This is a genomic window from Nitrospirillum bahiense (genome assembly GCF_007828025.1).
In the GTDB taxonomy this organism is placed as follows: Bacteria; Pseudomonadota; Alphaproteobacteria; order Azospirillales; family Azospirillaceae; genus Nitrospirillum; species Nitrospirillum amazonense.
In genome coordinates this window covers 102745-128973 of record NZ_VITO01000014.1, presented here as the reverse complement: position 1 = coordinate 128973, position 26229 = coordinate 102745, and the positions used below count along the sequence as shown (strand labels likewise).

At 67.0% G+C, this 26229-nt stretch carries 25 protein-coding genes; 12 read left to right on the top strand and 13 right to left on the bottom strand.

Annotated features, from left to right (window positions below; translation table 11 throughout):
- Positions 1-22: 22 nt before the first annotated feature.
- The 3 genes from FBZ88_RS19945 to FBZ88_RS19935 are packed head-to-tail and all read left to right on the top strand — an operon-like array spanning position 23 to position 3087.
- Entirely contained in the window at positions 23-679 is a 657-nt protein-coding gene (locus tag FBZ88_RS19945) for a BON domain-containing protein (protein WP_145618912.1), read from the top strand.
- Between the two features lie 39 nt (positions 680-718).
- Positions 719-2332 carry a chaperonin GroEL gene (groL, locus tag FBZ88_RS19940; protein ID WP_145618911.1) on the top strand — a complete coding sequence of 538 codons (1614 nt, stop codon included), beginning with the start codon at positions 719-721 and terminating at the stop codon, positions 2330-2332.
- Positions 2333-2382: 50 nt separating this feature from the next.
- Positions 2383-3087, top strand: coding sequence for a Bax inhibitor-1/YccA family protein (locus FBZ88_RS19935; RefSeq protein WP_145618910.1), 705 nt, complete (start codon positions 2383-2385; stop codon positions 3085-3087).
- Between the two features lie 21 nt (positions 3088-3108).
- Here FBZ88_RS19935 and FBZ88_RS31030 read toward each other — a convergent pair whose 3' ends face one another.
- Positions 3109-3618 carry a BCAM0308 family protein gene (locus FBZ88_RS31030; protein WP_281290151.1) on the bottom strand — a complete coding sequence of 170 codons (510 nt, stop codon included), beginning with the start codon at positions 3616-3618 and terminating at the stop codon, positions 3109-3111.
- A 67-nt stretch (positions 3619-3685) separates the two neighbouring features.
- Positions 3686-4405 (bottom strand): cyclic nucleotide-binding domain-containing protein, encoded by a 720-nt coding sequence (locus tag FBZ88_RS19925; RefSeq protein WP_145618908.1) that lies wholly within the window; start codon positions 4403-4405, stop codon positions 3686-3688.
- A 463-nt stretch (positions 4406-4868) separates the two neighbouring features.
- Between FBZ88_RS19925 and FBZ88_RS19920 the strand changes: the two genes are divergently transcribed.
- On the top strand, positions 4869-5702 hold the full coding sequence (locus tag FBZ88_RS19920; protein ID WP_246138762.1) for a universal stress protein: 834 nt from the start codon (positions 4869-4871) through the stop codon (positions 5700-5702).
- Positions 5703-5786: 84 nt separating this feature from the next.
- Positions 5787-8318: a magnesium-translocating P-type ATPase gene (gene mgtA / locus FBZ88_RS19915; RefSeq protein ID WP_145618907.1), complete on the top strand. Its 2532-nt coding sequence runs from the start codon at positions 5787-5789 to the stop codon at positions 8316-8318.
- Between the two features lie 26 nt (positions 8319-8344).
- On the opposite strand, the gene FBZ88_RS19910 is transcribed toward mgtA, so the two are convergent.
- Genes FBZ88_RS19910 through FBZ88_RS19895 form a run of 4 tightly spaced genes read right to left on the bottom strand, consistent with a single transcriptional unit; the run spans position 8345 to position 12639 of the window.
- Positions 8345-9826, bottom strand: coding sequence for an efflux transporter outer membrane subunit (locus FBZ88_RS19910; protein WP_145618906.1), 1482 nt, complete (start codon positions 9824-9826; stop codon positions 8345-8347).
- Positions 9816-10787, bottom strand: a complete 972-nt coding sequence (locus tag FBZ88_RS19905) for an efflux RND transporter periplasmic adaptor subunit (protein ID WP_145618905.1) — start codon at positions 10785-10787, stop codon at positions 9816-9818. The genes FBZ88_RS19910 and FBZ88_RS19905 overlap by 11 nt, the downstream gene beginning before the upstream one ends.
- The gene (locus FBZ88_RS19900; protein ID WP_145618904.1) at positions 10777-11499 is read right to left on the bottom strand and encodes an ABC transporter ATP-binding protein; all 723 of its coding nucleotides are present in this window, start codon (positions 11497-11499) and stop codon (positions 10777-10779) included. Before FBZ88_RS19900 ends, FBZ88_RS19905 begins: the two co-directional genes overlap by 11 nt.
- A gap of 3 nt (positions 11500-11502) precedes the next feature.
- Positions 11503-12639, bottom strand: a complete 1137-nt coding sequence (locus FBZ88_RS19895) for an ABC transporter permease (protein WP_145618903.1) — start codon at positions 12637-12639, stop codon at positions 11503-11505.
- Between the two features lie 259 nt (positions 12640-12898).
- Between FBZ88_RS19895 and FBZ88_RS19890 the strand changes: the two genes are divergently transcribed.
- The 7 genes from FBZ88_RS19890 (at position 12899) to FBZ88_RS19860 (ending at position 19937) form a co-directional block, all read left to right on the top strand.
- The gene (locus FBZ88_RS19890; protein WP_088874923.1) at positions 12899-13324 is read left to right on the top strand and encodes a DUF3775 domain-containing protein; all 426 of its coding nucleotides are present in this window, start codon (positions 12899-12901) and stop codon (positions 13322-13324) included.
- A gap of 17 nt (positions 13325-13341) precedes the next feature.
- Complete coding sequence (locus tag FBZ88_RS19885) at positions 13342-14517, top strand: patatin-like phospholipase family protein (protein ID WP_004272945.1); 1176 nt, start codon at positions 13342-13344, stop codon at positions 14515-14517.
- A 34-nt stretch (positions 14518-14551) separates the two neighbouring features.
- The gene (locus tag FBZ88_RS19880) at positions 14552-15322 is read left to right on the top strand and encodes a polysaccharide deacetylase family protein (RefSeq protein ID WP_145618902.1); all 771 of its coding nucleotides are present in this window, start codon (positions 14552-14554) and stop codon (positions 15320-15322) included.
- 23 nt (positions 15323-15345) lie between these two features.
- Positions 15346-16581: a putative glycoside hydrolase gene (locus tag FBZ88_RS19875; RefSeq protein WP_145618954.1), complete on the top strand. Its 1236-nt coding sequence runs from the start codon at positions 15346-15348 to the stop codon at positions 16579-16581.
- An 8-nt stretch (positions 16582-16589) separates the two neighbouring features.
- Positions 16590-18878, top strand: coding sequence for a serine hydrolase (locus FBZ88_RS19870; RefSeq protein ID WP_145618901.1), 2289 nt, complete (start codon positions 16590-16592; stop codon positions 18876-18878).
- A 126-nt stretch (positions 18879-19004) separates the two neighbouring features.
- Positions 19005-19571, top strand: a complete 567-nt coding sequence (locus FBZ88_RS19865) for a nitroreductase family protein (RefSeq protein ID WP_145618900.1) — start codon at positions 19005-19007, stop codon at positions 19569-19571.
- A gap of 21 nt (positions 19572-19592) precedes the next feature.
- On the top strand, positions 19593-19937 hold the full coding sequence (locus FBZ88_RS19860) for a c-type cytochrome (RefSeq protein WP_145618899.1): 345 nt from the start codon (positions 19593-19595) through the stop codon (positions 19935-19937).
- A gap of 90 nt (positions 19938-20027) precedes the next feature.
- On the opposite strand, the gene FBZ88_RS19855 is transcribed toward FBZ88_RS19860, so the two are convergent.
- From FBZ88_RS19855 to hutG, 7 genes are read right to left on the bottom strand one after another with little or no spacing between them, the layout of a single operon-like run.
- Positions 20028-20804, bottom strand: coding sequence for an ABC transporter ATP-binding protein (locus tag FBZ88_RS19855; protein WP_145618898.1), 777 nt, complete (start codon positions 20802-20804; stop codon positions 20028-20030).
- Positions 20801-21532 carry an ABC transporter permease gene (locus tag FBZ88_RS19850; protein WP_145618897.1) on the bottom strand — a complete coding sequence of 244 codons (732 nt, stop codon included), beginning with the start codon at positions 21530-21532 and terminating at the stop codon, positions 20801-20803. Before FBZ88_RS19850 ends, FBZ88_RS19855 begins: the two co-directional genes overlap by 4 nt.
- Positions 21533-21537: 5 nt before the next feature.
- Positions 21538-22248, bottom strand: a complete 711-nt coding sequence (locus FBZ88_RS19845; RefSeq protein ID WP_145618896.1) for an ABC transporter permease — start codon at positions 22246-22248, stop codon at positions 21538-21540.
- Positions 22245-23159, bottom strand: a complete 915-nt coding sequence (locus tag FBZ88_RS19840; protein WP_145618895.1) for a transporter substrate-binding domain-containing protein — start codon at positions 23157-23159, stop codon at positions 22245-22247. Before FBZ88_RS19840 ends, FBZ88_RS19845 begins: the two co-directional genes overlap by 4 nt.
- Positions 23156-23743: a HutD/Ves family protein gene (locus FBZ88_RS19835; RefSeq protein WP_145618894.1), complete on the bottom strand. Its 588-nt coding sequence runs from the start codon at positions 23741-23743 to the stop codon at positions 23156-23158. Before FBZ88_RS19835 ends, FBZ88_RS19840 begins: the two co-directional genes overlap by 4 nt.
- Positions 23740-25407, bottom strand: a complete 1668-nt coding sequence (gene hutU, locus FBZ88_RS19830; RefSeq protein WP_145618893.1) for a urocanate hydratase — start codon at positions 25405-25407, stop codon at positions 23740-23742. Before hutU ends, FBZ88_RS19835 begins: the two co-directional genes overlap by 4 nt.
- Positions 25404-26228: an N-formylglutamate deformylase gene (gene hutG, locus FBZ88_RS19825; RefSeq protein ID WP_145618892.1), complete on the bottom strand. Its 825-nt coding sequence runs from the start codon at positions 26226-26228 to the stop codon at positions 25404-25406. The genes hutU and hutG overlap by 4 nt, the downstream gene beginning before the upstream one ends.
- Position 26229 lies beyond the last annotated feature (1 nt).

Here is a 26229-nt window from a genome sequence, read left to right as displayed (position 1 = left end):
TTAGTGGCGGCGGAGAAGCGGCATGAACGACAAGCAACTGCAGAAGGACATCCTGGCCGAGTTGGACTGGGAACCGTTTGTGAATCCCGCCCACATCGGCGTGTCCGTCGACCATGGCGTCGTCACGCTGACGGGCCACGTCGCCAGTTTCGCGGAAAAGCATGCGGCGGCGGAAGCGGTCCGCCGCGTGCGCGGGGTGCGCGCGCTGGTCCAGGATATGCACGTCCAGCTGACGGACCCGCTATGGCCTGATGACGCGGACATCGCCACCGCCGCCGTCGCCCGCCTCAGCTGGCGAACCGGCATTCCGGCCGAAGCCATCAAGGTTTCGGTGGAAAACGGCGGCGTCATGCTGACCGGCCAGGTCGAAAACCATGGGCAGCGCGAGATCGCGGCCGCGGAGGTGCGTGACATCCCGGGCGTGCGCATGGTGGTCAACGCCCTGACCCTGAGGCCCGCCGTCGTCAGTCCCACCGATGTGCAGCAGCGGATCGAGGCCGCCCTGCGACGCAACGCCCTGATCGATGCCGGGCAGGTCGCCGTCATGGTCGCCGACGGGGTCGTCACCCTGACCGGCACCGTCCACAGCCTCTACGAACGTGAAGCGGCGGCCTGGGCCGCCTGGTCCGCGCCCGGGACGCGGGAAGTGCTCAATGAACTGGCCGTGGCGGGCGACTGACGCTCCCCAACGACCCCACGCCAGACTAGGAGAACGGTCATGAGCCATACCGATCTACGTTTCGGCGATGAAGCCCGCGCTCAACTGCTGCACGGCGCGGACGTCCTGGCCCGGGCGGTCAAGGCCACACTGGGCCCCAAGGGCCGCACTGTCCTGATCAAGCAAGGCTTCGGCCCCGCCAGGGTGACCAACGACGGCGTGACCGTGGCCCGAGCCATCACCCTGCCCGGCGTGTTCGAGAACATGGGCGCGGAGATGGTGCGCGAGGTCGCGGCCAAGACGGGGGACGAGGTGGGCGACGGCACGACCACCGCCACCGTCCTGGCGCAGGCCATCCTGCATGAGGGCGTGAAGGCCATCGCCGCCGGCCTGAACCCCATGGACCTCAAGCGCGGCATAGACTTGGCGACCACCGCCGCCGTGGCCGACATCAAGAAGCGGGCCAAGCCGGTCGACACACAGGAGGAGATCGTGCAGGTCGGCACCGTTTCGGCCAACGGCGACCGGGTGATCGGCCAACTGGTGGCGGACGCCATCGCCCGCGTGGGACGCGAGGGCGCCATCACCATCGAGGATGCGCAGTCACTGGACACGGCGCTGGACGCGGTGGAGGGACTGCAGTTCGACCAGGGCTACATCTCCCCCTATTTCATGACCGACCCGGAGAAGATGACTTGCGCGTTGGAGGAGCCCTATCTCCTGCTCCATGAGAAGCGACTGGCCGGTATCCAGCAGTTGGTGCCCCTGCTGGAGGAGGTGATGAAGGCCGGCCGCAGCCTGCTGATCATCGCCGAGGACGTGGAACAGGACGTCCTGGCCACCCTGGTGGTCAATCGCCTGCGCGGGGGCCTGAGGGTCGCGGCCGTCAAGGCGCCCGGCTATGGCGACCGCAGGCGTGCGCAGTTGGAGGACATCGCCATCGTCACCGGCGGGCAGGTGATCAGCGGCGACCTGGGCATGACTCTGGACAGCGTGACGCTGGCCATGCTGGGCCGGGCGCGGCGTGTCGTCATCACCCAGAAGGAGACGACCATCATCGACGGCGCCGGCGCCGAGGCGGCCATCGAGGCCCGATGCGCCCAGCTGCGCGACCAGGTGGCGACCGCCACCTCAACCTACGACAAGGACAAGTTGAAGGAACGGCTGGCCAAGCTGTCCGGCGGCGTGGCGGTCATCCGCGTCGGCGGCGCCACGGAACTGGAGGTGAAGGAGCGCCACGACCGCGTGGATGACGCCGTCCACGCCACCCGCGCCGCGGTGGCGGAGGGCATCGTGGCCGGTGGGGGCGTGGCCCTGCTCTACGCCACCCGGGCCCTGTCCGCCCTGGGCACGGAAAACCAGGACCAGCGCGTGGGCGTGGACATTGTCCGTCGGGCGCTGGAGCGCCCCATCCGCGACATAGCAGGAAACGCCGGCACGGACGGCGCCGTCGTGGTCGGCCGCCTGCTGGCGGCCGGCAACCCCAACTTCGGCTACGACGCCCAGCGCGGTCAATACACCGACCTGATGGCGGCCGGGATCATCGATCCGGTCAAGGTGGTGCGGCTGGCCCTGCAGGATGCCGCGTCCGTCGCCGGCCTGCTGATCACCACCGAGGTGCTGGTCGGTGAGGTTGGCGATGGCGCGCACGACCACCCGCCCGCCGACTTCTGATCCGCCGGGCGGCGATGGCCGACACCCGACGACCCCGTGGAGGAGAAGACATGTCTGAACAATTCGCATGGCGGGACATGACTCTGGATCAGACGGACGGCGGCCTGCGGCGTTATATGCTGTCCGTCTATCGTCATATGGGCCTGGGTCTGGCCGCGACCGGCGCCACCGCCCTCCTGGCCATCCAGTCCGGCTTTTACGCCGTCATCGCGCATTCCGCCTGGTTATGGCTGGTCCTGCTGGCGCCGCTCGCCCTGGCCCTGGTGTTCAGCTTCGGCTTCCAGCGGCTCAGCCTGGGGGCGACGCGCGCCTTGTTCTGGGTTTACGCCGTGGCCATGGGCCTGTCCTTGGCCGGCGTCTTCCTGGTCTACACCGCCACCAGCGTCACCCGCGTCTTCTTCATCGCCGCGGCCATGTTCCTGGCCATGAGCCTCTGGGGCTACACGACCGGGCGCGACCTGACACGGTTGGGCGCCTTCCTGATGATGGGGCTGGTCGGCATCCTGATCGCCGGGGTGGTCAACCTGTTCCTGGGTTCGACCGGGCTGCAGTTCGCGCTGTCCGTCGGCGGGGTGATCGTCTTCACCGGCCTTACGGCCTGGGACACCCAGCGCATCAAGGAACTTTACTGGCACTGGGCCGCCGGCACCGCGCGGGAAAAGCTGGCCCTTATGGGCGCGCTGGCGCTGTATCTGGATTTCATCAATCTGTTCCTGGCGCTGCTGCAGTTGATGGGCGACCGGCGCGACCGCTGAGACGCGCCGGCCGCCACCAGGTCAGGCGCGTTCCCAGGCCACCCTTGCGAAGAACCCATCTTCGTCGTGATGGATTTCCAGGGCGCCTTCATAGGCCCGTTCCAGCGCATCACCCATGCGGCAGACCAGGCGCGGATCCGTGGTGCGGACGGTGATCCCATCGTCATCCACCGCGATGTCCATGATGCGGTTCAAGGCGTGCTCAGCCTTTTCCAGTTCCTCCTGATGATGGATGAGGCTGAGCAGTTCCTGCTGCTTGGCCCGCACGAAGTCCCCCTTCAGGGTGAGTATGCCCCCGGCGGCGCCTTCCCTGATCCGCCGGCATGCCGGGCATGTCTGCGCCGGCCCCAGGGCGGCGCATTCCCCCCAATGCCAGCGGCCTTCGCTGAAAACCGCGCCGCAATCGGGGCAACAGGTGCCGTCCGGCATCTTTTCAACGGAATGATAGGGGTCATTCGACGCGGGATTTTGGGCCCGGCCGGAAATACGGCGCCCTCGCGATGGCACCGCCGGTTGATCGCTGGCCTTCATGACGCACCTCCTTTCTGAAATACCGGATGGATCTCAAATACCGGACGGGTCAGGCCTTCGCAGGCCGCTACGGGTCCAGCTGGACGGCAATCGCATTGCCGGCGGCCAGGTCCCGGAGGCCCGGGACGTTCAGAAGCTCAATGGAATGGTCGGCCAGGGGCCGGATGAGCCGCCTGCCTTTGAGCAGGGAGATGGTACGGGACACCGTTTCCATCGACAGACCCAGATAATCGGCGATATCCGTCCTTGTCATGGCCAGCGGCAGGTGACGGTCTTCGGTGGAATGGTTCCGCCGCTGCAGAAGGGTGAGCAGGAACGATGAGAGCCGCTCCGTGGCGTCTTTGCGCCCCAGCAGCAGCATCTGGTCCTGGGCGATCTGCAACTCCGTCATCGTCCAGGCCAGCAGAGCCTTGCGCAGCCCATGGTCGCGTTCCAGCAGCGCGGCCAGCTGCCGGCGGCCCATATGGCGCAGGATGACCGGCGAGATCGCCTCGGCGGAATGCAGATAACGATCGTCCAGCGACAGACCTAGCATGTCACCCGGAAACGCGAAGCCGATGATCTGACGCCGGCCGTCCGGCATCATCTTGAACAGCCGGACCGCACCGGACACGACGATGTGGATGTCCGTCGCCAGCTCCCCTTCACTCAAGATGCTTTGTTCCTTGGCATAAGCGACGGGCTCTGTGAAGGCACCCGGCAGATTGTGGTGCCGAATGGAGTCGGCGATGGTCAAGGCGGCAGGCAGGTCAGCGGGATGCGATTCCTGTGAATTGGAGAAGCCCATCAGTCAGTTCTCCCTTTGACGCGTCGACGGGAAGTCATCGGAGACGCTTCAATCTATTGTCACAGGGAATCAAGATCTATGATTAAAGACATACATACACGTTAGATAAATACCAAAGTGATAGTGGATTGTGTTTTATTTTAAAAATGACACAACATATGCTATTAATTTGACATACACCGAAACAATTTGCTCACTAATCCAATAATTCACTTACAAAGTCTAGCCAATGCCGTTTATTTTTAATAAATTTTTTTTATTCAAATTAAAATAATGCCGCCTTGATTTACTTTGCTATGCATTGCGCCAGGAAGCGCCCCACCTATGGTTAGCCTAGGTTTCATACGCATCTCGGCCGGGATTGGTTGAGATGCATCAAGGTCCCAGCCGCCAATTTGCGTCAGATTGCAATTCACGGTTGGGAACCCCTCTCCAGCCGCTGCATGGAATGAGGGCGGGCGTGATGATCAAGGAAATTCTCGTCCATCTGGACGGCAGCGCCGACGACGAAAGCCGGATCATCCATGCCGACCATCTGGCGGGTATGCATCAGGCCCACATCCGGGGCCTTTACCTCAATCTCCTGCCAGAACCGCCGGTCGGCATCTCCCACTACGCCATCAGCCGGAGCTTGATGTCCCAACGGCTTGATGAGACCCGAACACAGTGCCGGTCGGTCGAACACGCGCTGGAGCGGCGATTTGCAAAGCTCTCCGCATCCCATGACCTGCGCCGCTTCGACTGTATCGCGGCGAATGTCGGCGATGTCGTCATGGCCCAGGCCCAGACGGCGGACCTGATGGTGGTCCGCACCCCTTACCGCATCGACAAACCGAACCGCGCCAGCACCGTGGTGGAGGCGGCGCTGTTCGGATCGGGCCGCGGCGTGTTCGTCATTCCGGAAGAGGACCCTTTGCGGCTGCGCCCCATGGATACCATTCTCGTCGCCTGGAAAAACAGCCGCGAAGCGGCGAACGCGGTGGCACAGGCCATGCCGTTTCTCCGCCAGGCAAAGGAGGTCGTCATCGCCACCGTCGCCACCGACGGGCCGGAGGAGGTTCCCGGCGATCGCGATCTGGCCAGCTATCTGGAGCGGCATGACGTGGCCGCCGAGATCCGGCGGCTGGGCAAATGGGACACTGTCGCCGCCGGGCTGTTCAACGAGGCGGAGCTGCTGAACGCCGGCCTGATCGTGGCGGGCGCCTACAGCCATTCCCGCCTGCGGGAATGGGCGTTGGGCGGTGTCACCCGGGACATCCTGACCAAAACGCCAATACCGGCCTTGCTGGCCCACTAGGGTCCCCGGCCCTTGCAAGGTCGAGAACATCAGGAGGAGACTCTGATGGCGTACGGTGCCGCAGTGGGACCATGCAGGGGGGCCATGTTGAACACCTGCCCGCCCGCCATCTGGGCCTTGCCGCTGGCCGACCTGTTGGCGGCACTGCCGGCCGATGCCGGTGGCCTCATGACGGCGGAGGCAGAGCAACGACTACTGCGGTGGGGGCCCAACCAGGCGTTGGACCGCCGCCGGCGACCCGCTTGGCTGGACTTCCTGGCCCGTTTCGCCAATCCGCTGGTGTTGATCCTGCTGTTCGCCAGCGCCCTGTCGGCGGCCACCGGCAACACCTCCAGCTTCGTCATTGTCCTGGCCGTCGTCTTGCTGAGCGTCGTGCTGGACTTCATTCAGGAGCGGCAGGCCGAAGCCGCGGTGGAAGCCCTACGCCGCACCGTCGCCGTGCGGGTCCAGCTATGGCGCGACGGCCATGAGACGACCGTGCCGCTGGAGCAACTGGTGCCGGGTGACGTGGTGCGGCTGGCGGCTGGCGACCTGGTCCCTGCCGACTGCCGCCTGCTGGAGGCGCGCGATCTGTTCGTGAACCAGGCCATCCTGACGGGAGAGCCCTACCCGGTGGAGAAGCGCGCGGACCAGGGGCCCCTGCCCAAGGCCACGCCCGGAGAGGCGACCGCCTGCCTGTTCATGGGCACCTCCGTCCTCGCCGGCAGCGCCACGGCCGTCGTCTGCCAGACGGGCGGCGCCACCCTGTTCGGACAGATGAGCCGCAGCCTGCAATCGGCGGCGCCACCGACGGCTTTTGAAACCGGGGTCCGCCGGTTCGGCTTCCTGATTCTGCGGCTCACCTTTTTCCTGGTCCTGTTCGTGCTGGCGGTGAATTCCCTGTTCCACCGCCCCTGGCTGGACTCCCTGATGTTCGCGCTGGCCCTGGCGGTGGGGCTGACGCCCGAACTGCTGCCCATGATCGTCACGGTGACCCTGGCGCGCGGCGCCCTGCGGCTGGCCAAGCGCAGGGTGATCGTCAAGCGACTGGCGTCCATGCACAATGTCGGTGCCATGGATGTGCTGTGCACCGACAAGACGGGAACACTGACCCAGGCCGCCATTCAACTGGTGCGCACGCTGGATGGTGAAGGGAAGGATGAGCCCCGCCTTTTCGAGCTGGCCTACATCAACAGCCGGTTTGAAACCGGCCTGCACAGCCCCATGGACGAGGCCATCCTGGCCCATGGCCAGGTCGATATGACCGCTTGGCGGAAGTGCGACGAGGTACCTTTCGATTTCGAGCGCCGGCGCGTGTCGGTCCTGGCGGAAAACCATGGAATCAAACTGCTGGTGGTCAAAGGCGCGCCGGAGGACATGGTGCGGCTGTCCGGCCAGTGGCGTGGACCGGGGGGAACGCTTCGCCCCTTGGATGAGGAGGCCCGGGCGCAGCTGGATGCCCAATTCCAGTCGCTGGGCCATGACGGCTATCGCGTGCTGGCCGTCGCCACCCGGCCGCTGCCGCCGGACCGCCAACACATCGACCGCGCCGATGAACGCGACCTGGTCTTCGAAGGGCACCTCGCCTTCCTGGATCCGCCCAAGGCCAGCGCCACGGCCGCCGTGACCTCCCTTGCGCGATCCGGCGTCGACATCAAGATACTGACCGGCGACACCGAGGCGGTCACCCGGCACCTGTGCGCACAGCTGAGCCTGCCCATCATCGGACTGTTGACGGGTGAGGAACTGCAGACCCTGACCAGTGAAGCACTACACGCGCGGCTGAAGCAGGTGAACGTCTTCTGCCGCGTGACACCGCAGCAGAAGGAGCGTGTGCTGTCGGCCTGCCGCCGGGCGGGGCACGTCGTGGGTTTCATGGGGGATGGGGTCAACGACGCCGCCGCCCTGCACGCCGCCGATGTCGGCATTTCCGTGGATAGCGCCGCCGACGTGGCCAAGGAGGCCGCCAGCCTTATCCTGTTGGACCAGGATCTTTCCGTCGTGCACGAGGCCGTGCTGGAGGGGCGGCGCACGGTCCTGAACGTCACCAAGTACGTCCTGATGGGCAGCAGCTCCAATTTCGGCAACATGTTCAGCATGGCCGGCGCGGCCTTGTTCCTGCCCTTCCTGCCCATGCTGCCAGTGCAGGTTCTGCTGAATAACCTGCTCTACGACGCGTCGGAGGCGGGCATCCCCTTCGACCGCGTGGAGGAGGAGGCGCTGACGCGGCCGGTGCACTGGAACCTGCCCCTGATCCTGCGCTTCATGCTGGTGCTGGGCCCCGTCAGCTCTCTGTTCGACTTCCTGACCTTTTACGTCCTGCTGCACCTGTTGCATGCCCACGAGGCCCTGTTCCAGACCGGCTGGTTCATCGAGAGCCTGGCGACACAGGTGCTGGTGATCTTCGTCATCCGCACGCCCCGCGCACCCTGGCGCGGCCGGCCCCATCCCCTGTTGGCCGGGTTGGCCGTGTCCACGGCGGCGCTGGCCGCGCTGCTGCCGCTGACCCCCTTGGGAGGGCTGTTCGGACTGGTCGCGCCACCGCCCGCCTTCTATCTGTTCCTGGTCGGGGCCATCGTGGTCTACCTCATGCTGGCGGAGGGCGTTAAAAGGCTGTTCTTCAAGAGATTTTCCTGATCAGGAGTTCCCCCTTCGGTCGCCTGTCAATGATCCGCTGCGGGCGCGTTCCACCAGCCCCCGCCCAGGGCTGCGAACAGCGCCACGGTATCCTGGTAACGGCTGGCGCGCGCGGCGATGACGGAAAGCTTGGCCGTACGGTACTGGACATCGGCGACCAGCACGTCCGCTTGGGCGGCGAGGCCGGCGGCGAAATTCGCCTGGGTCAGCGCCAGCGCGGCACCGGCCGTCTTTTCTGCCTGTTCCAGCAAGGCCAGGCTTTCCGCGTCATGCTCAAGCGCGCGCAGCACGTCCGCCACCTGCTGGAAGGCGTTCAGGACGGTCTGGCGATAGGCGGCGGCGGCGGCGTCATAGGCATCGATGGCAGCCTGGCGCTGATAGGACAGCGCGCCGCCATTGAATATCGGCTGGGCTACGCCGGCGCCCACGCTCCACACACCGCTGCCGGCCTGGAACAGCGTGTCGGACGACGTGCTGGAAACCCCGAACGATCCATCCAACGTGACGCTCGGCAGTAAGGCCGCCGTGGCCACGCCGATGGCGGCGCTGGCGGCGTGCAATGCGCTTTCCGCCTGCAGGATGTCGGGACGTTGCCGCACCAGCGCCGAGGGCAGCGACAGGGGAAGCGAGCGGGGCAGCGTTAGCTCGCTGAAACTGAGGAACGGCGGCTGCCAATCCGCCGGCAGCCGGCCGACCAGTACGGCCATCAGGTGCCGGGCCTGTGCCTGCTTCTGGCGCAGGCCCGGCAATGACGCCTCCGTCGCCTCCAACTGCGCCCGCAGGCTCAATACCGCAGCCTGGCCCGCCGTCCCCGCGGTTGCGTGCACAATGGCCAGACGGACCTGTTCCCGTTCCAACGCGACAATGGCCACGGTGGCCTCGATCTGGGCGTCATAGGCGGCACTGGCGATGGCCGTGTCGACAAGGGTGGTGGCGAGCGTCAGCGCGGCAGCGCGCATGGCGTTGCGTTGATAGTCCACCTGGGCGGCCAGTCCCTCCACACGCCTGTGCTCCCCCCCGAAAATATCCAGGGCGTAGCTGACCGACGCCGACAGGGTGAACAGGTTGAAGGCACCTTGCCTCGCTCCGCCTGCCGCGTTCCGGGACTCCCGCTGGCGCGCCATATCAGCCCCGGCATCCACCTGGGGCCAGAAGATGCCTTCACCAGCCTTCAGGGTGTCCTGCGCCTGCCGTAGGGTTGCCTCGGTGGCGGCCAGGCTGGGACTGTCGGCCAAGCCCTGCCGCACCAGACCGTCCAGCGCCGGGCAATCGAACAGGTGCCACCAGTCGGCCGGCAGCCGCGCCTCCCCGTCGATGGTCTGGACGGTGCCGTCCGCCGCCACCGTGGACCGAAGGGCCGGGCCTTCGGTATAGCCGCTGGCGACCGGCGCGTCGGGCGCCTTGAAGTCCGGCCCGACGGTGCAACCGGCAAGCAAGGCGACCAGGGCGACGGCCGGCGTCAGGGCCGGGTAGACGCGCCGCGCCGAGGTGACCGTGTTATTTCGCACCGATATAGACATCGACCAACTGCCCCGGATAGAGGTTGAGGTTCGCCGGCTTGTCGAAGCGGAAGATGATGGGCAGCACCCGCACGTCGACCCGCTCCTGCCGCTGGTTCGACAGTTCGATCTTGGGCGAGACGTAGGGCTGCATCCGCTCATAGGTCAGCGGCAGGTTGATGTCCGTGCCCTGCACATACATGCGGGCGACCATCTTCTCCGCCGGCGGCAGGCGGTTGATCAGGATCTCGTCGACATAACAGCGGATCTCCAATTCCTCCGGCGCCGATCCGATGGTGACCAAGGGCAGATAGCCCTGGATGTAGCCGTCATAGGCGCCTTGCGATGAGACGTAGCTGCCGGCGGCGGCCTGAATCGACAGCACGACGCCATCCCTGGGGGCCCTGATGGTGTATTTGCGCAGCAGCGCCTCCGACGCGGCGGCGGCCCGGCTTAGGGCCACCTGCTGCCGTTCGACCACCCGCAGGTTGGTTTCCGCCACGGCCACGGCGTTGCGGGCCGTGTCGAGCGTGTCCTGGCTGACGGACTGGGGGTCCAGCGTGTAGGAGCGCTGCTGCTTGGCGAAGGTGTCGGCCACGCTCTTCAGACTGGCCCGCGCGTTGGCGATCTGGGCCACGGCGACCTCCAACTGGGCCTTCTGCTGCCCGGTCGTTTCCCGCTGGACGGAATCATCGATGATCACCAGCGGATCACCCACCTTGACCAGACTGCCCTCCGCCGCCAGCACGCGGGTGATGGGGCCGCTGACCTCGGGGAAGATGGCGATGTTCGCCCCGTGGGTCTGACGGCTTTCCACGATGCCGTTGGCATAGATGCCATTGGCGTAGGGGTTGGGCGCCGGGCTGAACACCGGCGGCTGCGCCGACAGTTGCTGGGCGGCGACATAGGCGCTGACGATGCCCAGCAGCAGGCCGATGCCGGCGAACAGGAACAGGATCTTAAGTTTCACCGGCAACCTCCATCGGCCCGGCGCCGGCCTGGGTGATCCCGGTCAGCTTGCCGTCTTCCATGTGCATGATGCGGTTGGCGAATTCGAAGATGCGGGCGTCGTGGGTGATGATGATGATGCAGCGCCGGTCGGTCAGGAGTTCGCGCCGCACGAAGCTCAGGACAGTGCGACCGGTATCGCCGTCCAGGGACGCCGTCGGTTCATCCAGGATCAGGATCTCCGGCCGGCTGACGATGGCGCGGGCGATGGCCACCCGCTGCTGCTCGCCTCCGCTGAGCTTGACCGGCGGCAGGGCGGCGCGATTCTCCAGCCCCACGATCTTGAGATCGCGCAGGGCCTCCGCCATGGCTTCGTCCCAGTCCCGATGTTGCAGGATCAGGGGAATGGCCACGTTCTCCTGTGTCGTCAGGCGGGGGAACAGGTGATAATCCTGGAAGACGAAGCCCAGCTTGCGCAGGCGGAAGGTGGCGATCTCGTCACCGGACAGGCGCCAGATGTCCGTGCCCTCGATCTCCACCGTGCCGGCGTTGGGGCGCAGGATGCCGGAAACCATGCTGAGCATGGTGGTCTTGCCGCTGCCCGACGGGCCGACGACGTACAGCATCTCGCCGAAAAACGCCTCGAAGCTGACGTTCTGGACGGCCAGTGTCCGCGTCGCCTCCTCCCCGAACCATTTGGTCAGCCCGGCGGCCCGGACGGCGACGTCGGCCATGGCCTATCCCCGGAAGATGTCGAAGGGTTCGATGGTCAGCACCTTGCGGACCCCGACGTAGCTGGAGATGCCGGCGATGACCACCACCATGGCGAAGGCCAGCCCGATGTTCGGAAAAGTGATGACGGCGGCGTAGTCGGGGATGCGCAAGCGGGCCAGCCAGATCATGACGGCGCACAATCCGATGCCCAGGCCGTAGCCGGTGAGCGCCGTGAACGCCGCCTGGAACAGGATCATGGCCACCAGCTCACGGCTCTTGGCGCCGATGGCCTTCAGGGCGCCGAACTTCTCCAGGTTCTCGATGATGAAGGTGTAGAAGGTCTGGCCGGAGATGGAGAGGCCGACGATGAAGCTGATGACGGTCATCAGCAGAATGTTGGTCCCGAGGCCGGTGCGGAAGGTGTAGAAGGCCGCGATCTTGTCGATGAACTGGTCCTTGGTCAGGGCCAGGTAGCCCATGGCGTGGACCCTGCCCGCAATGACCGCCGCGTCCGACGCCGTCTTGGGTTCGACCAGGATATAGGACGCGGTGAAGCGGGTATTGGGAAGGTACTGCAGGGCGCGATTGTAGGTCGTATAGAGCGTGGGCACGCCGAACAGGCCGCTGGTCGCCACCTCGCCGATGCCCACGATCTTGACGCGATGGTCGTTCAGTTCGAATTCCGTGCCGATGGTTGGGTTTTCCAGCTTGGCGAATTCAGCGTCCTTGATGACGATGAACCCGTTCTCGGCGAAGATGTCCTGGATGTTGCCGTCGATCAGGCGCGGCCGGCCGAACAGCGTGCCGTCGTCCAGGCCCATGACGGTGACGAACTGGTAGGTGCCATCGCGCAGCTTGGCCAGGGCACCGCCGGAATAGAGCGGCACGGCGTATTTCACCCCGGGTATGGACCGCACCTCATCCAGCACGTAATCGGGCATGGGAATGGAATTGGCCACCGTCTGCACGGCTGGATCCATCACCCACATCGTGGCGCCGATATTGATGACCGTCGCCGACGACCGGCTCAGGACACCGGAGAACAGCGAGGTCATCTGGATCATCAGGAAAACAGCGAAGGTGATGCCCACCAGCAGGGCAGCGAACTTCGCCCTATCATTTACCAACAGCTTGTAGGCGATTTTGAAGATGCCAAGCATCGGCGCCTTCCCGATGAAACAAGCGACGCTTCACCTTAAATGCGGCACCGGGAAAGACACTGATGTGGATCAGGACGGCTGGAATATTCGCCGAATGAATCTTCATGTACTTAAGCGAAGTACGACGGACACCGCCAGCAGCCGCAAAGCCGAAAGACAACCCCCTTGAGCCAAATCAAGGATATATCCCGCCAATTCCTTTAAGCGTTCAAGACCACGCACGCCCACGGTCGCTGCCGGCCGGACAAGGGAGAGGACCATGCCCACGGTCGAGACGCCCCAGCGGGTCGAGTTGAACATCAGCGTCGAGAAAGTCTTCTACATCATTGTGAAGGCGCGGGAATTCGATGTGAAGGTGGCACCGGTGGAACCCGACCCTGGTTCCAATCCCGCCGATGACGGTGAGGGCTCCATCCTCGGCGACTATGCCGACGATCCGACGGCCGCCGAGCTTCGCGCCGCCATCAACGCCCTGAACGACGATGAAGTGATCGACCTGATCGCCCTGGCCTGGCTGGGGCGCGGCGATGACGACTGGGCCACCGTCCGGGCCTTGGCCCGCGAACGCCACCACCGCCATTCCGCCTCGTACCTCATGGGCATGCCGGCGTTGGGGGATTATCTGGAGGAAGGGTTGGCGGCGCTTGGCCACTCCTGCGAGGAATTCGAAGTCGGTCGGCTTTGACGGGCGGGACCGGAACCATGCCCGACATGCCCCTGCTCCGGACCCATCGGTCCAATGCGCGTCCGCCGTTCCGGCGCATCGCCCTGGTCCTGCAGGGTGGCGGCGCCCTGGGCTCTTACCAGGCCGGGGCCTACGAGGCGCTGGCCGAGGCGGAGTTGCACCCCAACTGGGTGGCCGGCATGTCCATCGGCGCCATCAACGCCGCGCTGATCGCCGGCAACCCGCCCGAGGAGCGCGTGGCCAAGCTGCGGCAGTTTTGGGACGAAGTGGCCGGGGCGGCCCGGGCCCTGGATTGCCTGGAAGCGTTGGCGACCTCGCAAATGGATGGCGAGGCGCCGCGATCCACCCTCAACCAGCTGAGTGCCCTTATTTCGACCGTGGCCGGCGTGCCCGGCATGTGCACCCCCCGGCTGGTCCCACCCTGGGCGTCGTGGCCGGGCAGCACGGCGGCGACCAGTTTCTACGACACCGCCCCCCTTCGCCGCACGCTGGAGCGGCTGGTGGATTTCGACCGCATCAACGCCGGCGGCCTGCGCTTCAGCGTCGGCGCCGTCAACATCGAAACCGGCAACTTCACCTATTTCGACACCACCACCCACACCATCGGACCAGAACACGTCATGGCCAGCGCCGCCCTGCCGCCGGGTTTCCCGGCCATCGAGGTCGATGGCGAATTTTATTGGGATGGCGGATTGGTGTCGAACACGCCCCTGCAATGGGTGCTGGAAGGCGACGCGCATGAGGACACGCTGGCGTTCCAGGTGGACCTATGGAGCGCCAGGGGCGACATGCCGACAAGCCTGGCCGAGGCCATGACCCGTCAGAAGGAAATCCAGTATTCCAGCCGGACACGGGCCGTGACCGATGAATTTCGGCGCAAGCAACGGCTGCGGCATGCCATCGCCGCCCTGCTGGCCGGCCTGCCCGCCGACTACCGCGACCTGCCAGCGGCCCGCGACCTGGAGCCCGACGCGGACCATAAGGTGTTCAACATCATCCACCTGATTTATCACGCCAAACGCCACCAGGGCAGCACCAAGGATTTCGAGTTCTCCCGGCTGAGCGTGGGGGAGCATTGGGCCGTCGGCTACCAGGACACGGTGCGGACCTTGCGCCATCCGGAAGTGACGCGGCGCCCGGAAACGGCTGACGGGATCTTCACCTTCGACGTGGCCGTCGATGGCCGGGAATAGGAGGGGCGCCATGAGATGCCGGGGGCTGTTTCCCGTGATCCTCCTCCTGATGTCCGCATTGGCGGCGCCGGCCGCGTGGGGGCAAGGCGGCACACCGGTCCTGGCCTATCACCGCTTCGATCCCACCACGCCCGGTCCCACCACCATCACGACACCCGTCTTCGAGCGGCAGCTCGACTGGCTGGACGCCCACGGCATCAAGGTCGTCCCCTTGCAAAGCGTGGTGGAGGCGGTACGCGGCGGCGAACGGCCCACCGAGGCCGTTGGCCCGGCGGCCGCCATCACCGTTGATGACGGTCACGTCTCGGTCTACACCCAGCTCTACCCCGTCATCCTCCGCCGTCATGTACCGGTCACCCTGTTCATCTACCCTTCGGCCATTTCCAACGCCGCCTACGCCCTGACATGGGAACAACTGGCGGAGATGGTGCGGTCCGGCCTGGTGGACGTGCAGTCCCACACCTATTGGCACCCCGATTTCCGCAAGGAACGTGCCCGCCGGACACCGGACGATTACCGGGCCTTCGTGAATTCCCAGCTGGTCCGGTCCAAGGCGGCGCTGGAGCGGCACCTGGGCGTCAAGGTCGACCTGCTGGCCTGGCCGTTCGGGGTCATCGATGCCGACCTCCAAAGCGCCGCCGAGCATGCCGGCTACCGCGCCGCCTTCGCCTATGAGGGTGGATTGGCGGCACCCGGCGTGCTGCCCTACGCCATTCCCCGCATTCCGGTTTCGAACCAGGCCCGCGACACCGCCTTCGCCGCGCTGCTGGCCCAGGCGCCCGAGAAAAGGGACCACCCGCGATGATCCGACGGTTCCTCAGGAGCGCCTTGCTTGCCTTCTGCCTGGCGCCGGCGCTGGCCCATGCGGCGGCAGCCATGGCGGGCCGGGTTGTCGACGGTGCCACCGGCGCGCCCATCGCCGGCGCCACGATCATCGTCGACGGCCACCTGGTGCCCGTGGACGAGATGGGACGCTTCGCTGTCGCCTCCCAGGGTCCGGTCTTCGCCCGCGCTCCCGGCTATCGGGCACGTACAATCACCCTGACGGCATCGCCGCCCACAGATGCCGTGCTGCGCCTGGAGCCGTTCACACCCAAGGCGCTCTATCTCACCGTCTACGGCATCGGCTCCAGTTCCTTGCGCGATCCCGCCCTGGCCGTCATGCGGGAGAAAGGCCTGAACGCCCTGGTGATCGACGTGAAGGGGGATAGGGGGCTGGTCCCCTTCCCCAGCGCAACCGCCATGACGGTGCCCGGCGCCCGCGCGATCACCACCATCCCCAACCTGGCGGAGCTGGTGGCGACGCTTCACGCGCAGGGGATCTACCTCATCGCCCGCATCGTCACCTTCAAGGACCCGCTGCTGGCGGCCAGCCGGCCCGACCTGGCGGTGAAGCGCGGCAATGGCGAGCTGTTCCGCGACCGGGAGAATCTCGCCTGGACCGACCCGCTGCAACAGGCGGTTCGCGACTACAACATCGGCATCGCCATCGAAGCGGCCCAGGCCGGCTTCGACGAGATCCAGTTCGACTATGTGCGCTTCCCGGACGCCAACCAGCGTCTGCGCTTCGCCGGGCCGACCACGGAAAAGGATCGGGTGGCAGCCATCGCCGGCTTCCTGGGGGAGGCTCGCCGCCGCCTGCTGCCCTATAACGTCTATGTCGCGGCAGACATCTTCGGCTACGTCTGCTGGAACCTGGACGATACCGGTATCGGACAGCACCTGGAGGAGCTGGCGCCGCAGGTGGATTACCTGTCCCCCATGCTTTACCCGTCCGGCTTCCAGTTCGGCATTCCCGGATATCGCAATCCGGTCAGCCATTCCTATGAGATCGTGCGCCTCTCCCTGGAAAATGCGCTGTCACGCCTGAACATATCGCCCAAGCGGTTCCGCCCCTGGCTGCAGGCCTTCAAGGACTACGCCTTTGATCGCCGGTCCTTCGGCGGGGGTGAGGTACGGTTGCAGACCAAGGCGGCCGAGGATGTGGGGGTGGACGGATGGATGCTGTGGAACCCGCGCAACGTTTACGGCAACCTGGGCGTGGAACAGCAGGCCGCGCGCTGAGGACCGGCATGTCCCTGTGGCCGCGTCGCCATCTCCTGCTGGGCTTGGCCCTGCTGGCCCTGGGGGCCCTGCTGGGGCTGGGCGTCACACCGGCGTTCGCCGCCCGGCCGGACATGGCCTCCCTGGCGTCCGCCATCGATACCGCCGTCCGGGAGGAGATGACCGCCGGCCATATCCCGGGGGCCGTGGTCCTGGTCGGCGACCGCGACGGCATCCTGTACCAAGGCGCCTGGGGGCTGCGCCGGGTGCTCCCGGATACGGCACCCATGACAGCCGACACCATCTTCGACCTGGCCTCGCTGACCAAGGTGCTGGTGACCACCACCGCCATCATGCAGCTGGTGGAACGGGGCAAGGTGCATCTGGAAGCGCCGGTTTCCCGCTATTGGCCGGCCTTCGCCGCCAACGGCAAGGCCGCGATCACCGTTGAGGCGTTGCTGACCCATACATCCGGCCTGCGCGCGGACCTGGACCGGGCGCGCCGCTGGGACGGCGCCGCCGAGGCGCGGGCCCTGCTGCTGGCGGAGATGCCGCTCAGCCCCCCCGGAGAGCGCTTCCGCTACAGCGACATCAATTTCCTGGTCCTGGGTGAGGTGGTGCGGCGGGTCAGTGGCCTGCCGCTGGACCGGTACGCGGCCCGGCATATCTTCCGCCCCTTGGGCATGACGGACACGCGGTTCGTGCCTCCCGCCGCCTGGCGCCCCCGCATCGCCCCGACGGACGTTCAGGATGGGATGTTGCGATGGGGGAAGGTCAGCGACCCCGCCGCCTATCACTTGGGGGGCGTGGCCGGACATGCCGGCGTCTTCGGTACGGCGGCGGACCTGGCCCGCTTCGCCCGCATGCTGCTGAACGGCGGCACGCTGGGGAAACGGCGCATGCTGAAGGCCAGCACCATCACCCGGATGGTTGAGCCCCATGTGTTGCCAGGGGGAACGACCAGGGGGTTGGGCTGGGACAGGACCTCCCCCTATGCCGGTGGGCAGGACACCGCGTTCGGTCCGGGTTCCTATGGACACACCGGCTATACCGGCACATCGCTGTGGGTGGACCCGAACCGCGGATGCTACCTCATCATCCTGACCAGCCGTCTGCATCCTGACGGGAAGGGCGACGCACGCCCCTTGCGGCGGCGCTTGGCCGAAGCGGTGGCCGCCGCCTGGGCTCCTCCGGTATTGACCGGCATTGATGTGCTGGCGGCCCAGGGCTTCGCCCCACTGCTGGGCAAGCGGGTGGCACTGCTGACCAATCAGACGGGCGTGGACCGGCAGGGCCACCGGACCGCCGACCTGCTGTCAGGCGCAGCGGGTGTGCACCTGGCGCTGCTGCTGAGCCCGGAACATGGGCCGGCGGGTGACCGCGAAGGCCGGGTCGCCTCGGGCACGGACGCGGCCACCGGTGTTCCCATCCTCAGCCTTTACGGCAGCAGTCGGCGCCCCCCACCGGAAGCGATGGCAGGCCTGGACGCGATCGTCATCGACATCCAGGACGCCGGCGCGCGCTTCTACACCTACGCCACCACCATGGCCTATGTTCTGGAGGCGGCGGCCGCGGCCCATGTTCCGGTCTATGTGCTGGACCGCCCCAACCCCATCACCGCCACCGCGGTGCAGGGGCCGGTGCTGGACGCGGACCGCCGGTCTTTCACCGGCTATTTCACCTTGCCGGTCCGCCATGGCATGACCCTGGGGGAACTGGCTTCGCTGTTCAATGCCGAGAACAATATCGGCGCGGCGCTGACCGTCGTGCCCATGCAGGGCTACCGCCGTGACCGCTGGTACGACGAGACGGACCTCCACTGGATCAATCCATCGCCCAACCTCCGATCCGTGAACGAGGCCACCCTCTATCCCGGCGTGGCGCTCATCGAGGGCAGCGCCGTCAGCGTGGGGCGCGGCACAGCGACCCCATTCGAGGTGGTGGGCGCGCCGTGGATCGACGGACCGGCCCTGGCTGACGTGCTGCAGGCCAGGGCCATCCCCGGTATCCAGTTCGCGCCTGCGACCTTCACCCCGACGGCGGATCGCTACGCCGGCTTGCCGTGCCAAGGGGTGCGCCTGACGGTGACGGATCGCACGACCCTGGACAGTCCGCTGTTGGGTGTGGAACTGGCGGCAGCGCTCCACCGGCTCTACCCGCAGCGGTTCACCCTGGATGATACCCTGGGCCTGATCGGCTCCAAGGCCACGGTTGAGGCCATCCGTTCTGGCGTCGACCCCCGCGCCATCGCCGCCGGATGGGACGCGGACCTGGCGGCCTTCAAGGCGCTACGCGCCAAACACCTGCTCTACCCGTGAACGGCGGCGGCCTGATCCATCTCAAGGTGCGCGGCGCCGGACCATGGGAAGGTGCGAACCATCGGCGCACGCTGGACCCGACGCGCCGGCCGTAACCGGAAGGGTCATGCCGCACAGGAGGGAACCATGGATCTCTTCGACGCCCTGCATAACCGCCGGGCCGTCCGCGCCTACAGCGAATCCGGCGTCGCCGCCAACCAAATCCGTTCGGTCATCGAGGCGGCGGTGGACGCCCCAAGCGGCATGAACCGCCAGCCCTGGTCATTCATCGTGGTGATGGACCGCCCCCGGCTGCGCCTGTGGTCGGACCATGCCAAAGCCTTTCTGCTGCGGTCCCTGGATGGGCAGCCCGAGCTGAAGCCGATGGAAAGCCATCTTGCCGACCCAGCCTTCAACATCTTCTACGACGCGCCCGCCCTGATCGCGATTTGCGCCACGGTGCCGGACGCCATGGCTCAGCAGGACTGCTGCCTGGCGGCCGAGAACCTCATGCTCGCGGCCTACGGCCATGGCCTGGCGACCTGCTGGATCGGCTTGTCGCACGCCTGGCTGAACAGCGCCGACGGCAAGGACGCCTTGGCCCTGCCGCCAACCATGCCGGTGGTGGCACCCATCATCATCGGCCACCCCAGGGATGACGCCCCACCGAAGCCGCCCCGTAATGCCGCCCACATTTCCTGGATTGGCGACTGAAGCCACCGCCGGAGAGCCATCATGCGCGCCTCCCTCACGGTCCTGTGCTGCCTCATCACCACCGCCTGCGCCGCCAGACAGGATAACCCAGAGGCGGTGCGACGGGGGAAGGAGCTAGCCATCACCTGGTGCTCGGAATGCCATAGGGTGGCGCCTGACCAGCCTACGGGCGCACGGCCCGGCCATATCATGCCACCGCCCATGAATGCCCCCAGCTTCATGAGCGTTGCCGCGCGGCCCGATGTGGACAGGCGCCATCTGAAGGCCTTCGCGTCCGACCTCCACCTGCCCATGCCGATCTATCACCTGACATCCGAACAGCAGGACGATCTGATCACCTACATCCTGTCGCTGAAGGAACGGTGATGCCCCGCGGCCGAGGGGGCGAGAGGCCATGCCCGCCCCTTCGCCCGAAGCCGCCGCCGGAAGGTACTGTTTTATCAAAGAGTTGCGGGATCAAAGAGCCGCGGGGGACAGGAAGGCGCGAAACGCCGGGGACGCGTCGGCCCCGAACATATGGGCCGGCGGGCCGCTGGACTCGACACGCCCGTTCATCAGGTGCACCACCCGGCTGGACACATCGCGCGCGAACGCCATCTCGTGGGTCACCACGATCATGGTTCGCCCCTCTTCCGCCAGGGATCGCATCAGGGCCAGGACCTCGCGCACCCGTTCCGGATCGAGGGCGGAGGTCGGCTCATCGAACAGGACCAGCTTCGGGTTCGTCGCCAGGGCCCGGGCGATGGCCACCCGCTGCTGCTGCCCGCCCGAGAGCCGCTTGGGATAGGCGGCGTGAAAGCCGGCCATGCCCACCCGTTCCAGCAGCGACCGCGCGGTGGCCTGAACCTCCTCGCGGTCACGGCGATGGACGCGCAAGGGGGCCTCCATGACGTTCTGCAGCACCGTCAGGTGGGGCCAGAGATTGAAGCCTTGAAAGACCATGGCCGTCTGGGTCCGCAGGCGGGCGGCGGCGCGGCTGTCGGAAACCTCCAGGCGGCCGTGGCGGTTGCGCGCCAGGGGCGCCTGCACGTCGCCGATGGCGATCTGGCCGTCGTCGGGTACCTCCAGCAGGTTGAGGCAGCGCAGGAAGGTGCTTTTGCCCGAGCCGCTGCCTCCCAGGATGGAGATGACCTCCCCCTCCCGCGCCTCCAGCGAAATACCGGCCAGCACTTCCCTGTCACCGAAGGACTTGCGGATGTTGGTGGCGGTCAGGACAGGGGGCGGCACGGTCATGACAGCGGCTCCAGGGTGGGCGGTATGGGCGCGAGCGGGGTGGGGGTACGGTCGACGTCCAGCCGGCGCTCCAATGCCGTCAGCAGGGTCGATAGGGTCGCGTTGATCAGCAGGTACAGCGCCGCCGCCGCGCAGAACACGTCCAGGGTGCGGTAGCTGTGGGCGATGACCTGTTGCGCCACGCCGGTGATGTCCAGAACCGTGATGGTGCTGGCCAGCGAGGTCGACTTGGTCATCATGATGATTTCATTGGAATAGCTGGGCAGCGCGATGCGGATGAGCGACGGCGCGATCACCCGCCGCAGCAGCATGAACCCGGTCATGCCGCAGGCGCGGCCGGCCTCGATCTCCCCACGCGGCACGGCGGCCAAGGCCCCGCGGAAGATTTCGGCGATATAGGCGGAGCAACAGCAGGTCATGGCCAGGCAGGTGCAGAAGACCGGGTCCCGGAACGCCGCCCAGAGGATGCCGTGGCGTATCCAGGGGACCATGGCGAACCCATAATAGATCATGAAGATCTGCAGGATCAGCGGCGTGCCCCGGAACAGGAAGGTCCAGGTCCGCTGGACCAGGCGCGGCAGCGGCGACCGCGCCACCGACATCGCCGTGAGGCCGGTGGCCAGCACCGTGGCGCAAACGCCGGAGACCGCCAGGATCAGCAGGGTCACGGGCACGGCGCGCACCAGCTGCGCGGTGACCGACCCGATGAACGTCAGGTGTTCCCCCATCGCGGTCAGCCCCTGTCCCACCGGTTGGAATAGCGGCCGCCGTAGTGGAAGGCCGTGCTGGAAAGGGTGGTGAGCACCAGGTAAAGCGCCATGGCCACGCCGAAGAACAGGAAGGGGTGCCGGGTCGATCCGGCGGCCACCAGGCTGGTGCGCATCAGCTCGCTCAGCCCGGTGACGGCGATAAGGGCGCTGTCCTTCAGGTTGAACTGCCAGGCATTGCCCAGCGCGGGCAGGACGACGCGCGCCACCTGCGGCAGGACGATGCGGTGGAAGCACATAAGGTCACTGAAGCCCATGGCCCGTGCCGCCTCGAACTGGCCCCTGGGAATGGCGCCGATCCCGCCCCGGAAAATCTCGGCCTGATAGGCCGCCGACACGAGGCCGACCGACACGCTGCCGACCAGGAAGGGTGGGGGCAGACCCGGCGCTTCCCAGCCGAAGGTGTCCGACAGCGACAGGATCAGCGAGGGCAGGCCGAAATACAGCAGCAGGATGACCAGCAGCTCCGGCACCCCGCGCAGGATCACGCCGTAGACCAGTGCCGTGCGCCGCAGCCAGCGCGGCCCCTTCAGCCGCGCCCAGGCCAGCAGGACGCCCAATACCGTGCCGATGGCCATAGAGGTGGCGGACACCGCCAGGGTGAGCAGGCAGCCCTTCAGCAGCAGGGGCGCCCAGCCGTCCGGCCCAAAGCCAAGGAGCGTGAGGTCGTCCATCATGGCTTGGGGGTCCCGGAGGATGTTGAAGCGGGATCGGGTCCCAGGTCGGGTGTTGCGTCAGCCTTGAACCATTTCAGGCTCAGCCGCTTCACCGTACCGTCGGCGATGGCGGAGCGGATGGCCGCGTTCAGGCGCTCCGCCAACGCGGCGTCGTCCTGGCGCAGGCCGAAGCCCTCGCCGGCGCCAAGCTCGCCGCCGATCAGTTCAGGCCCGACCAGGACCAGGTCCTGCGCGTCGGGCGCCGCCAGCAGCGGCCGCAGGTAGGTGGTGTCGTCCAGCGTAAGGTCGATACGGCCGCTCAACAAATCGAGATCCCGTTCGCCCATGGTGCGGTAGGATTTGATGGTGATGACGCCCGCTAGGTACTTGTCCAGGAAAGCGTCATAGGTGCTGGAGATGGCGACGCCCAGGGTCTTGCCGCGCAACTCCTCCCGCAGGGCCGCCAGCGCCTGGGTTTGGCGCTCTGGCGTGGGGTTGGCGTCCAGGTCCAGCACCAGGCCCCGGTTGGCCATCCGGGCCAGGGGGCTGTCCTTCTGGGTGACGAAGACCCCGGTGGTGATGGCGTACGGCAGGGAGAAGGCCAGCACGGCCTTGCGCGCCGGCGTGATCTGCAGCGCGTCGGCGATGACGTCGATTTTATGGGCCTGCAAGGCGCCGATCATGCCGTCCCAATCCTGGGCCACCAGTTGGCACCGCAGGTTCGCCCGCTGGCAAAGGATTTGAAGCAGATCGGGCTCGAAACCGATCAGGGTGCCGTCAGGCCGGGTGATGTTCCAGGGCGGGAAGGCCCCCTCCGTCCCGATCACGACGGTCCGGAGGGTGTCCTGGGGAGCAGCGTCCATCGCGCGCCCGGTCTGTTGGGACAGCAGGACGGCCAGCGCGAGAACGGCGCCGCGCAGGGTTTTGCTCATGGCCGCTCCGCCAACGGGACGATCTCGATCCACCAGCACACCGCCGTCGCCCGGACGGTGATGGACGCTGCCGTCCCAGCATCGACGAGGAGGGCGTCAAGCGGCCCCAGGGTATGGGCGTCGTCGCCGTGCATCACCTGCGCCGTCCCGGTCGCCACCAGCAGGTGGGTGGCGGCCGGGGTCAGCGGCAGGGTGACGGTGCCGGGGGGCAGCTGGCGCTGCGTGCCGCGCATCCGGCCACGGCGCACCATCAGGTTCAGGTCGGTGACGGGCCCGCCGTCCGGCGTTCCCGATACCGGCACATCGCCGGGAAACGCGTGGGCTGCTATTTCCGGTGTCACCAGGACGGGGACCGTGCCGCCGCCGAAGTCCAGCAGCAGGCGGCCTTCCAGCACCGCCAGCACGCGGTCGATGCCCGGGAAGTGGGAAAAGGGCCCCGCCTCCCGCACGTCCGCGATGCTGACGCGCCAGAGGATATCGCCCGCGCCATCGTCCTGGCGGGCGACCTCGCGCGTGACGCCGCCCCCGTTCTTCCAGGCCTGGGCGGGCCGTGAGGCCGAGGGAAGCAGGCGGATACCGCTCATCCCAGGATGCCAGGCAGGTCAAGACCCATGGTGCGGGCGCAGTCGCGGGCGATGTCATAGCCGGCGTCGGCATGACGCATCACCCCGGTGGCCGGGTCATTCCACAGGACGCGCTCCAGCCGTTTGGCGGCTTCGGGGGTGCCGTCGGCGACGATGACCATGCCGCTATGCTGGGAATAGCCCATGCCCACGCCGCCACCATGGTGCAGCGACACCCAGGTGGCGCCCGACGCGGTGTTCAGCAAGGCGTTCAGCAGCGGCCAGTCGGACACGGCGTCGCTGCCGTCCCGCATGGCTTCCGTCTCGCGGTTGGGGCTGGCGACGCTGCCGCTGTCCAGATGGTCGCGGCCGATCACCACGGGGGCCTTCAGCTCGCCCTTGGCCACCATCTCATTAAAGGCTAGGCCCAGCCGATGCCGGTCGCCCAGCCCCACCCAGCAGATGCGGGCGGGCAACCCCTGGAACCGGATCCTCTCCCGCGCCATGTCCAGCCAATTGTGCAGGTGCCGGTTGTCCGGCAGCAGTTCCTTCACCTTGGCGTCGGTCTTGTAGATGTCCTCGGGATCGCCGGACAATGCCGCCCAGCGGAAGGGGCCGATGCCACGGCAGAACAGCGGGCGGATGTAGGCGGGCACGAAGCCGGGGAAGTCGAAGGCGTTGGCGACCCCCTCGTCCTTCGCCACCTGGCGGATGTTGTTGCCATAGTCGACGGTGGGCACCCCCGCCGCCTGAAAGTCCAGCATGGCCTGGACGTGCACCGCCATGCTGGCGCGCGCGGCGGCGGCCACGGCCTGCGGCTCGCGTTCCCGCCGCTCGACCCACTCGGCCACCGTCCAGCCCGCCGGCAGATAGCCGTTGACGGGATCGTGGGCCGAGGTCTGGTCGGTCAGCAAATCCGGGCGGATGCCACGCCGGACCATCTCGGGCAGGAGTTCGGCGGCATTGCCCAGCAGGCCGACCGACACCGCCTTCTTCTCGGCACAGCTGCGTTCGATGATGGCCATCGCCTCATCGATGGTTTCGGCGGCATGGTCCAGATAGCCGGTCCTCAGGCGCATCTCGATGCGGCTGCGCTGGCATTCGATGGCCAGGCAGGAGGCGCCGGCCATGACGGCGGCCAGCGGCTGCGCCCCACCCATGCCACCCAGGCCGGCGGTCAGCAGCCAGCGGCCCGACAGGTCGCCGGCATAGTGCTGGCGGCCCATCTCGACAAAGGTTTCATAGGTGCCCTGCACGATGCCCTGGGACCCGATGTAGATCCAGGAACCGGCCGTCATCTGGCCGTACATGGCCAGGCCCTTGCGGTCCAGCTCGTGGAAATGCTCCCAATTGGCCCATTTCGGAACCAGGTTGCTGTTGGCGATCAGGACGCGCGGGGCGTCGGGGTGGGTGCGGAAGACACCCACCGGCTTGCCGGACTGGACCAGCAGGGTCTGGTCGGCCTCCAGCCGCGTCAACGCCTCCACGATCCGGTCGTAACTCTGCCAGTCGCGGGCGGCGCGGCCGATGCCGCCGTAGACCACCAGCTCCTCCGGGCGCTCCGCCACGTCGGGGTGCAGGTTGTTCATCAGCATGCGCAGCGCCGCCTCGGTCAGCCAGCTTTTGGCGGTGCGTTCCGTGCCGGTGGCGGGGCGGATGACGCGGGTGTTGTCGATGCGGCTCATAGGGTCCTTCCCAGGCTGGTGGCGAAGGCGAGGCAGTCGTCCAGTATACCGGTCAGGACCGTGACGAGAGGCCTCGCGTAAGCGGGGTCGAAAGGGGGCGGCCAGGTGTCGGGGCCAGGCTCGTCCGGCTCGGCGAGATAGCCCCGGATGGCCAGTTCCATCTGAATGGCGTGGATGCCCTCGGCGGGGCGGCCATAGTGGCGCGTCGTCCAACCGCCTTTGAACCGGCCGTTCAGCACATGGCTGTGGCCGCTGGCGGCGCAGCGGTCGTGGACGGCGGTGGCCAGCGCCCCGTCGCAGGTGGCGCCACCGTTGGTACCGATGTTGAACTGCGGCAGGGGGCCGTCGAACAGGCGCGGGATGACGCTGCGGATGGAATGGGCGTCATAGAGGACGACGGCGCCATGGTTCCGCCGCAACCGCGCCAGCTCCGCCCGGATGGCGTCGTGGTAGGGATCGAAATAGGCCGTCCGCCGCGCGGCGATCTCGGCGGCATCGGGCGTGGCGCCGGCGTAAAGCGGCTCGCCGTCGAACGTGGTGACGGGACAGAGGTCGGTTGTCGCCTGGCCCGGATAGAGCGACGCGCCGGACGGGTCGCGGTTCACGTCGATGACGCTGCGCGACAGCCGCGTCCGGATGGTGGTGGCGCCCATGTCCGCCGCGAAGGCGTACAGCCGGTCTATCCACCAATCGGCGTCCTTGCGCGCCAGCCAGGGCGACGCGAAGCGACCCAACAGCCCATCCGGTATGTCGGTGCCGGTATGGGGGAAGGTCACCACCAGGGGCGCGGCGCCGCGGCGGATTTCCAGCCAGTCCGCCATC

Coding starts and splice junctions, on each gene's coding strand:
- hutU (WP_145618893.1), bottom strand. CDS start 25,407: ATGAGCCGCATCGACAACACCCGCGTCATCCGCCCCGCCACCGGCACG.
- FBZ88_RS19935 (WP_145618910.1), top strand. CDS start 2,383: ATGTCTGAACAATTCGCATGGCGGGACATGACTCTGGATCAGACGGAC.
- mgtA (WP_145618907.1), top strand. CDS start 5,787: ATGTTGAACACCTGCCCGCCCGCCATCTGGGCCTTGCCGCTGGCCGAC.
- FBZ88_RS19845 (WP_145618896.1), bottom strand. CDS start 22,248: ATGATGGACGACCTCACGCTCCTTGGCTTTGGGCCGGACGGCTGGGCG.
- FBZ88_RS19850 (WP_145618897.1), bottom strand. CDS start 21,532: ATGGGGGAACACCTGACGTTCATCGGGTCGGTCACCGCGCAGCTGGTG.
- FBZ88_RS19860 (WP_145618899.1), top strand. CDS start 19,593: ATGCGCGCCTCCCTCACGGTCCTGTGCTGCCTCATCACCACCGCCTGC.
- FBZ88_RS19895 (WP_145618903.1), bottom strand. CDS start 12,639: ATGCTTGGCATCTTCAAAATCGCCTACAAGCTGTTGGTAAATGATAGG.
- FBZ88_RS19855 (WP_145618898.1), bottom strand. CDS start 20,804: ATGACCGTGCCGCCCCCTGTCCTGACCGCCACCAACATCCGCAAGTCC.
- FBZ88_RS19865 (WP_145618900.1), top strand. CDS start 19,005: ATGGATCTCTTCGACGCCCTGCATAACCGCCGGGCCGTCCGCGCCTAC.
- FBZ88_RS19925 (WP_145618908.1), bottom strand. CDS start 4,405: ATGGGCTTCTCCAATTCACAGGAATCGCATCCCGCTGACCTGCCTGCC.
- groL (WP_145618911.1), top strand. CDS start 719: ATGAGCCATACCGATCTACGTTTCGGCGATGAAGCCCGCGCTCAACTG.
- FBZ88_RS19920 (WP_246138762.1), top strand. CDS start 4,869: ATGATCAAGGAAATTCTCGTCCATCTGGACGGCAGCGCCGACGACGAA.
- FBZ88_RS19900 (WP_145618904.1), bottom strand. CDS start 11,499: ATGGCCGACGTCGCCGTCCGGGCCGCCGGGCTGACCAAATGGTTCGGG.
- FBZ88_RS19840 (WP_145618895.1), bottom strand. CDS start 23,159: ATGAGCAAAACCCTGCGCGGCGCCGTTCTCGCGCTGGCCGTCCTGCTG.
- hutG (WP_145618892.1), bottom strand. CDS start 26,228: ATGGCGGACTGGCTGGAAATCCGCCGCGGCGCCGCGCCCCTGGTGGTG.
- FBZ88_RS31030 (WP_281290151.1), bottom strand. CDS start 3,618: ATGAAGGCCAGCGATCAACCGGCGGTGCCATCGCGAGGGCGCCGTATT.
- FBZ88_RS19835 (WP_145618894.1), bottom strand. CDS start 23,743: ATGAGCGGTATCCGCCTGCTTCCCTCGGCCTCACGGCCCGCCCAGGCC.
- FBZ88_RS19870 (WP_145618901.1), top strand. CDS start 16,590: ATGTCCCTGTGGCCGCGTCGCCATCTCCTGCTGGGCTTGGCCCTGCTG.
- FBZ88_RS19885 (WP_004272945.1), top strand. CDS start 13,342: ATGCCCGACATGCCCCTGCTCCGGACCCATCGGTCCAATGCGCGTCCG.
- FBZ88_RS19945 (WP_145618912.1), top strand. CDS start 23: ATGAACGACAAGCAACTGCAGAAGGACATCCTGGCCGAGTTGGACTGG.
- FBZ88_RS19890 (WP_088874923.1), top strand. CDS start 12,899: ATGCCCACGGTCGAGACGCCCCAGCGGGTCGAGTTGAACATCAGCGTC.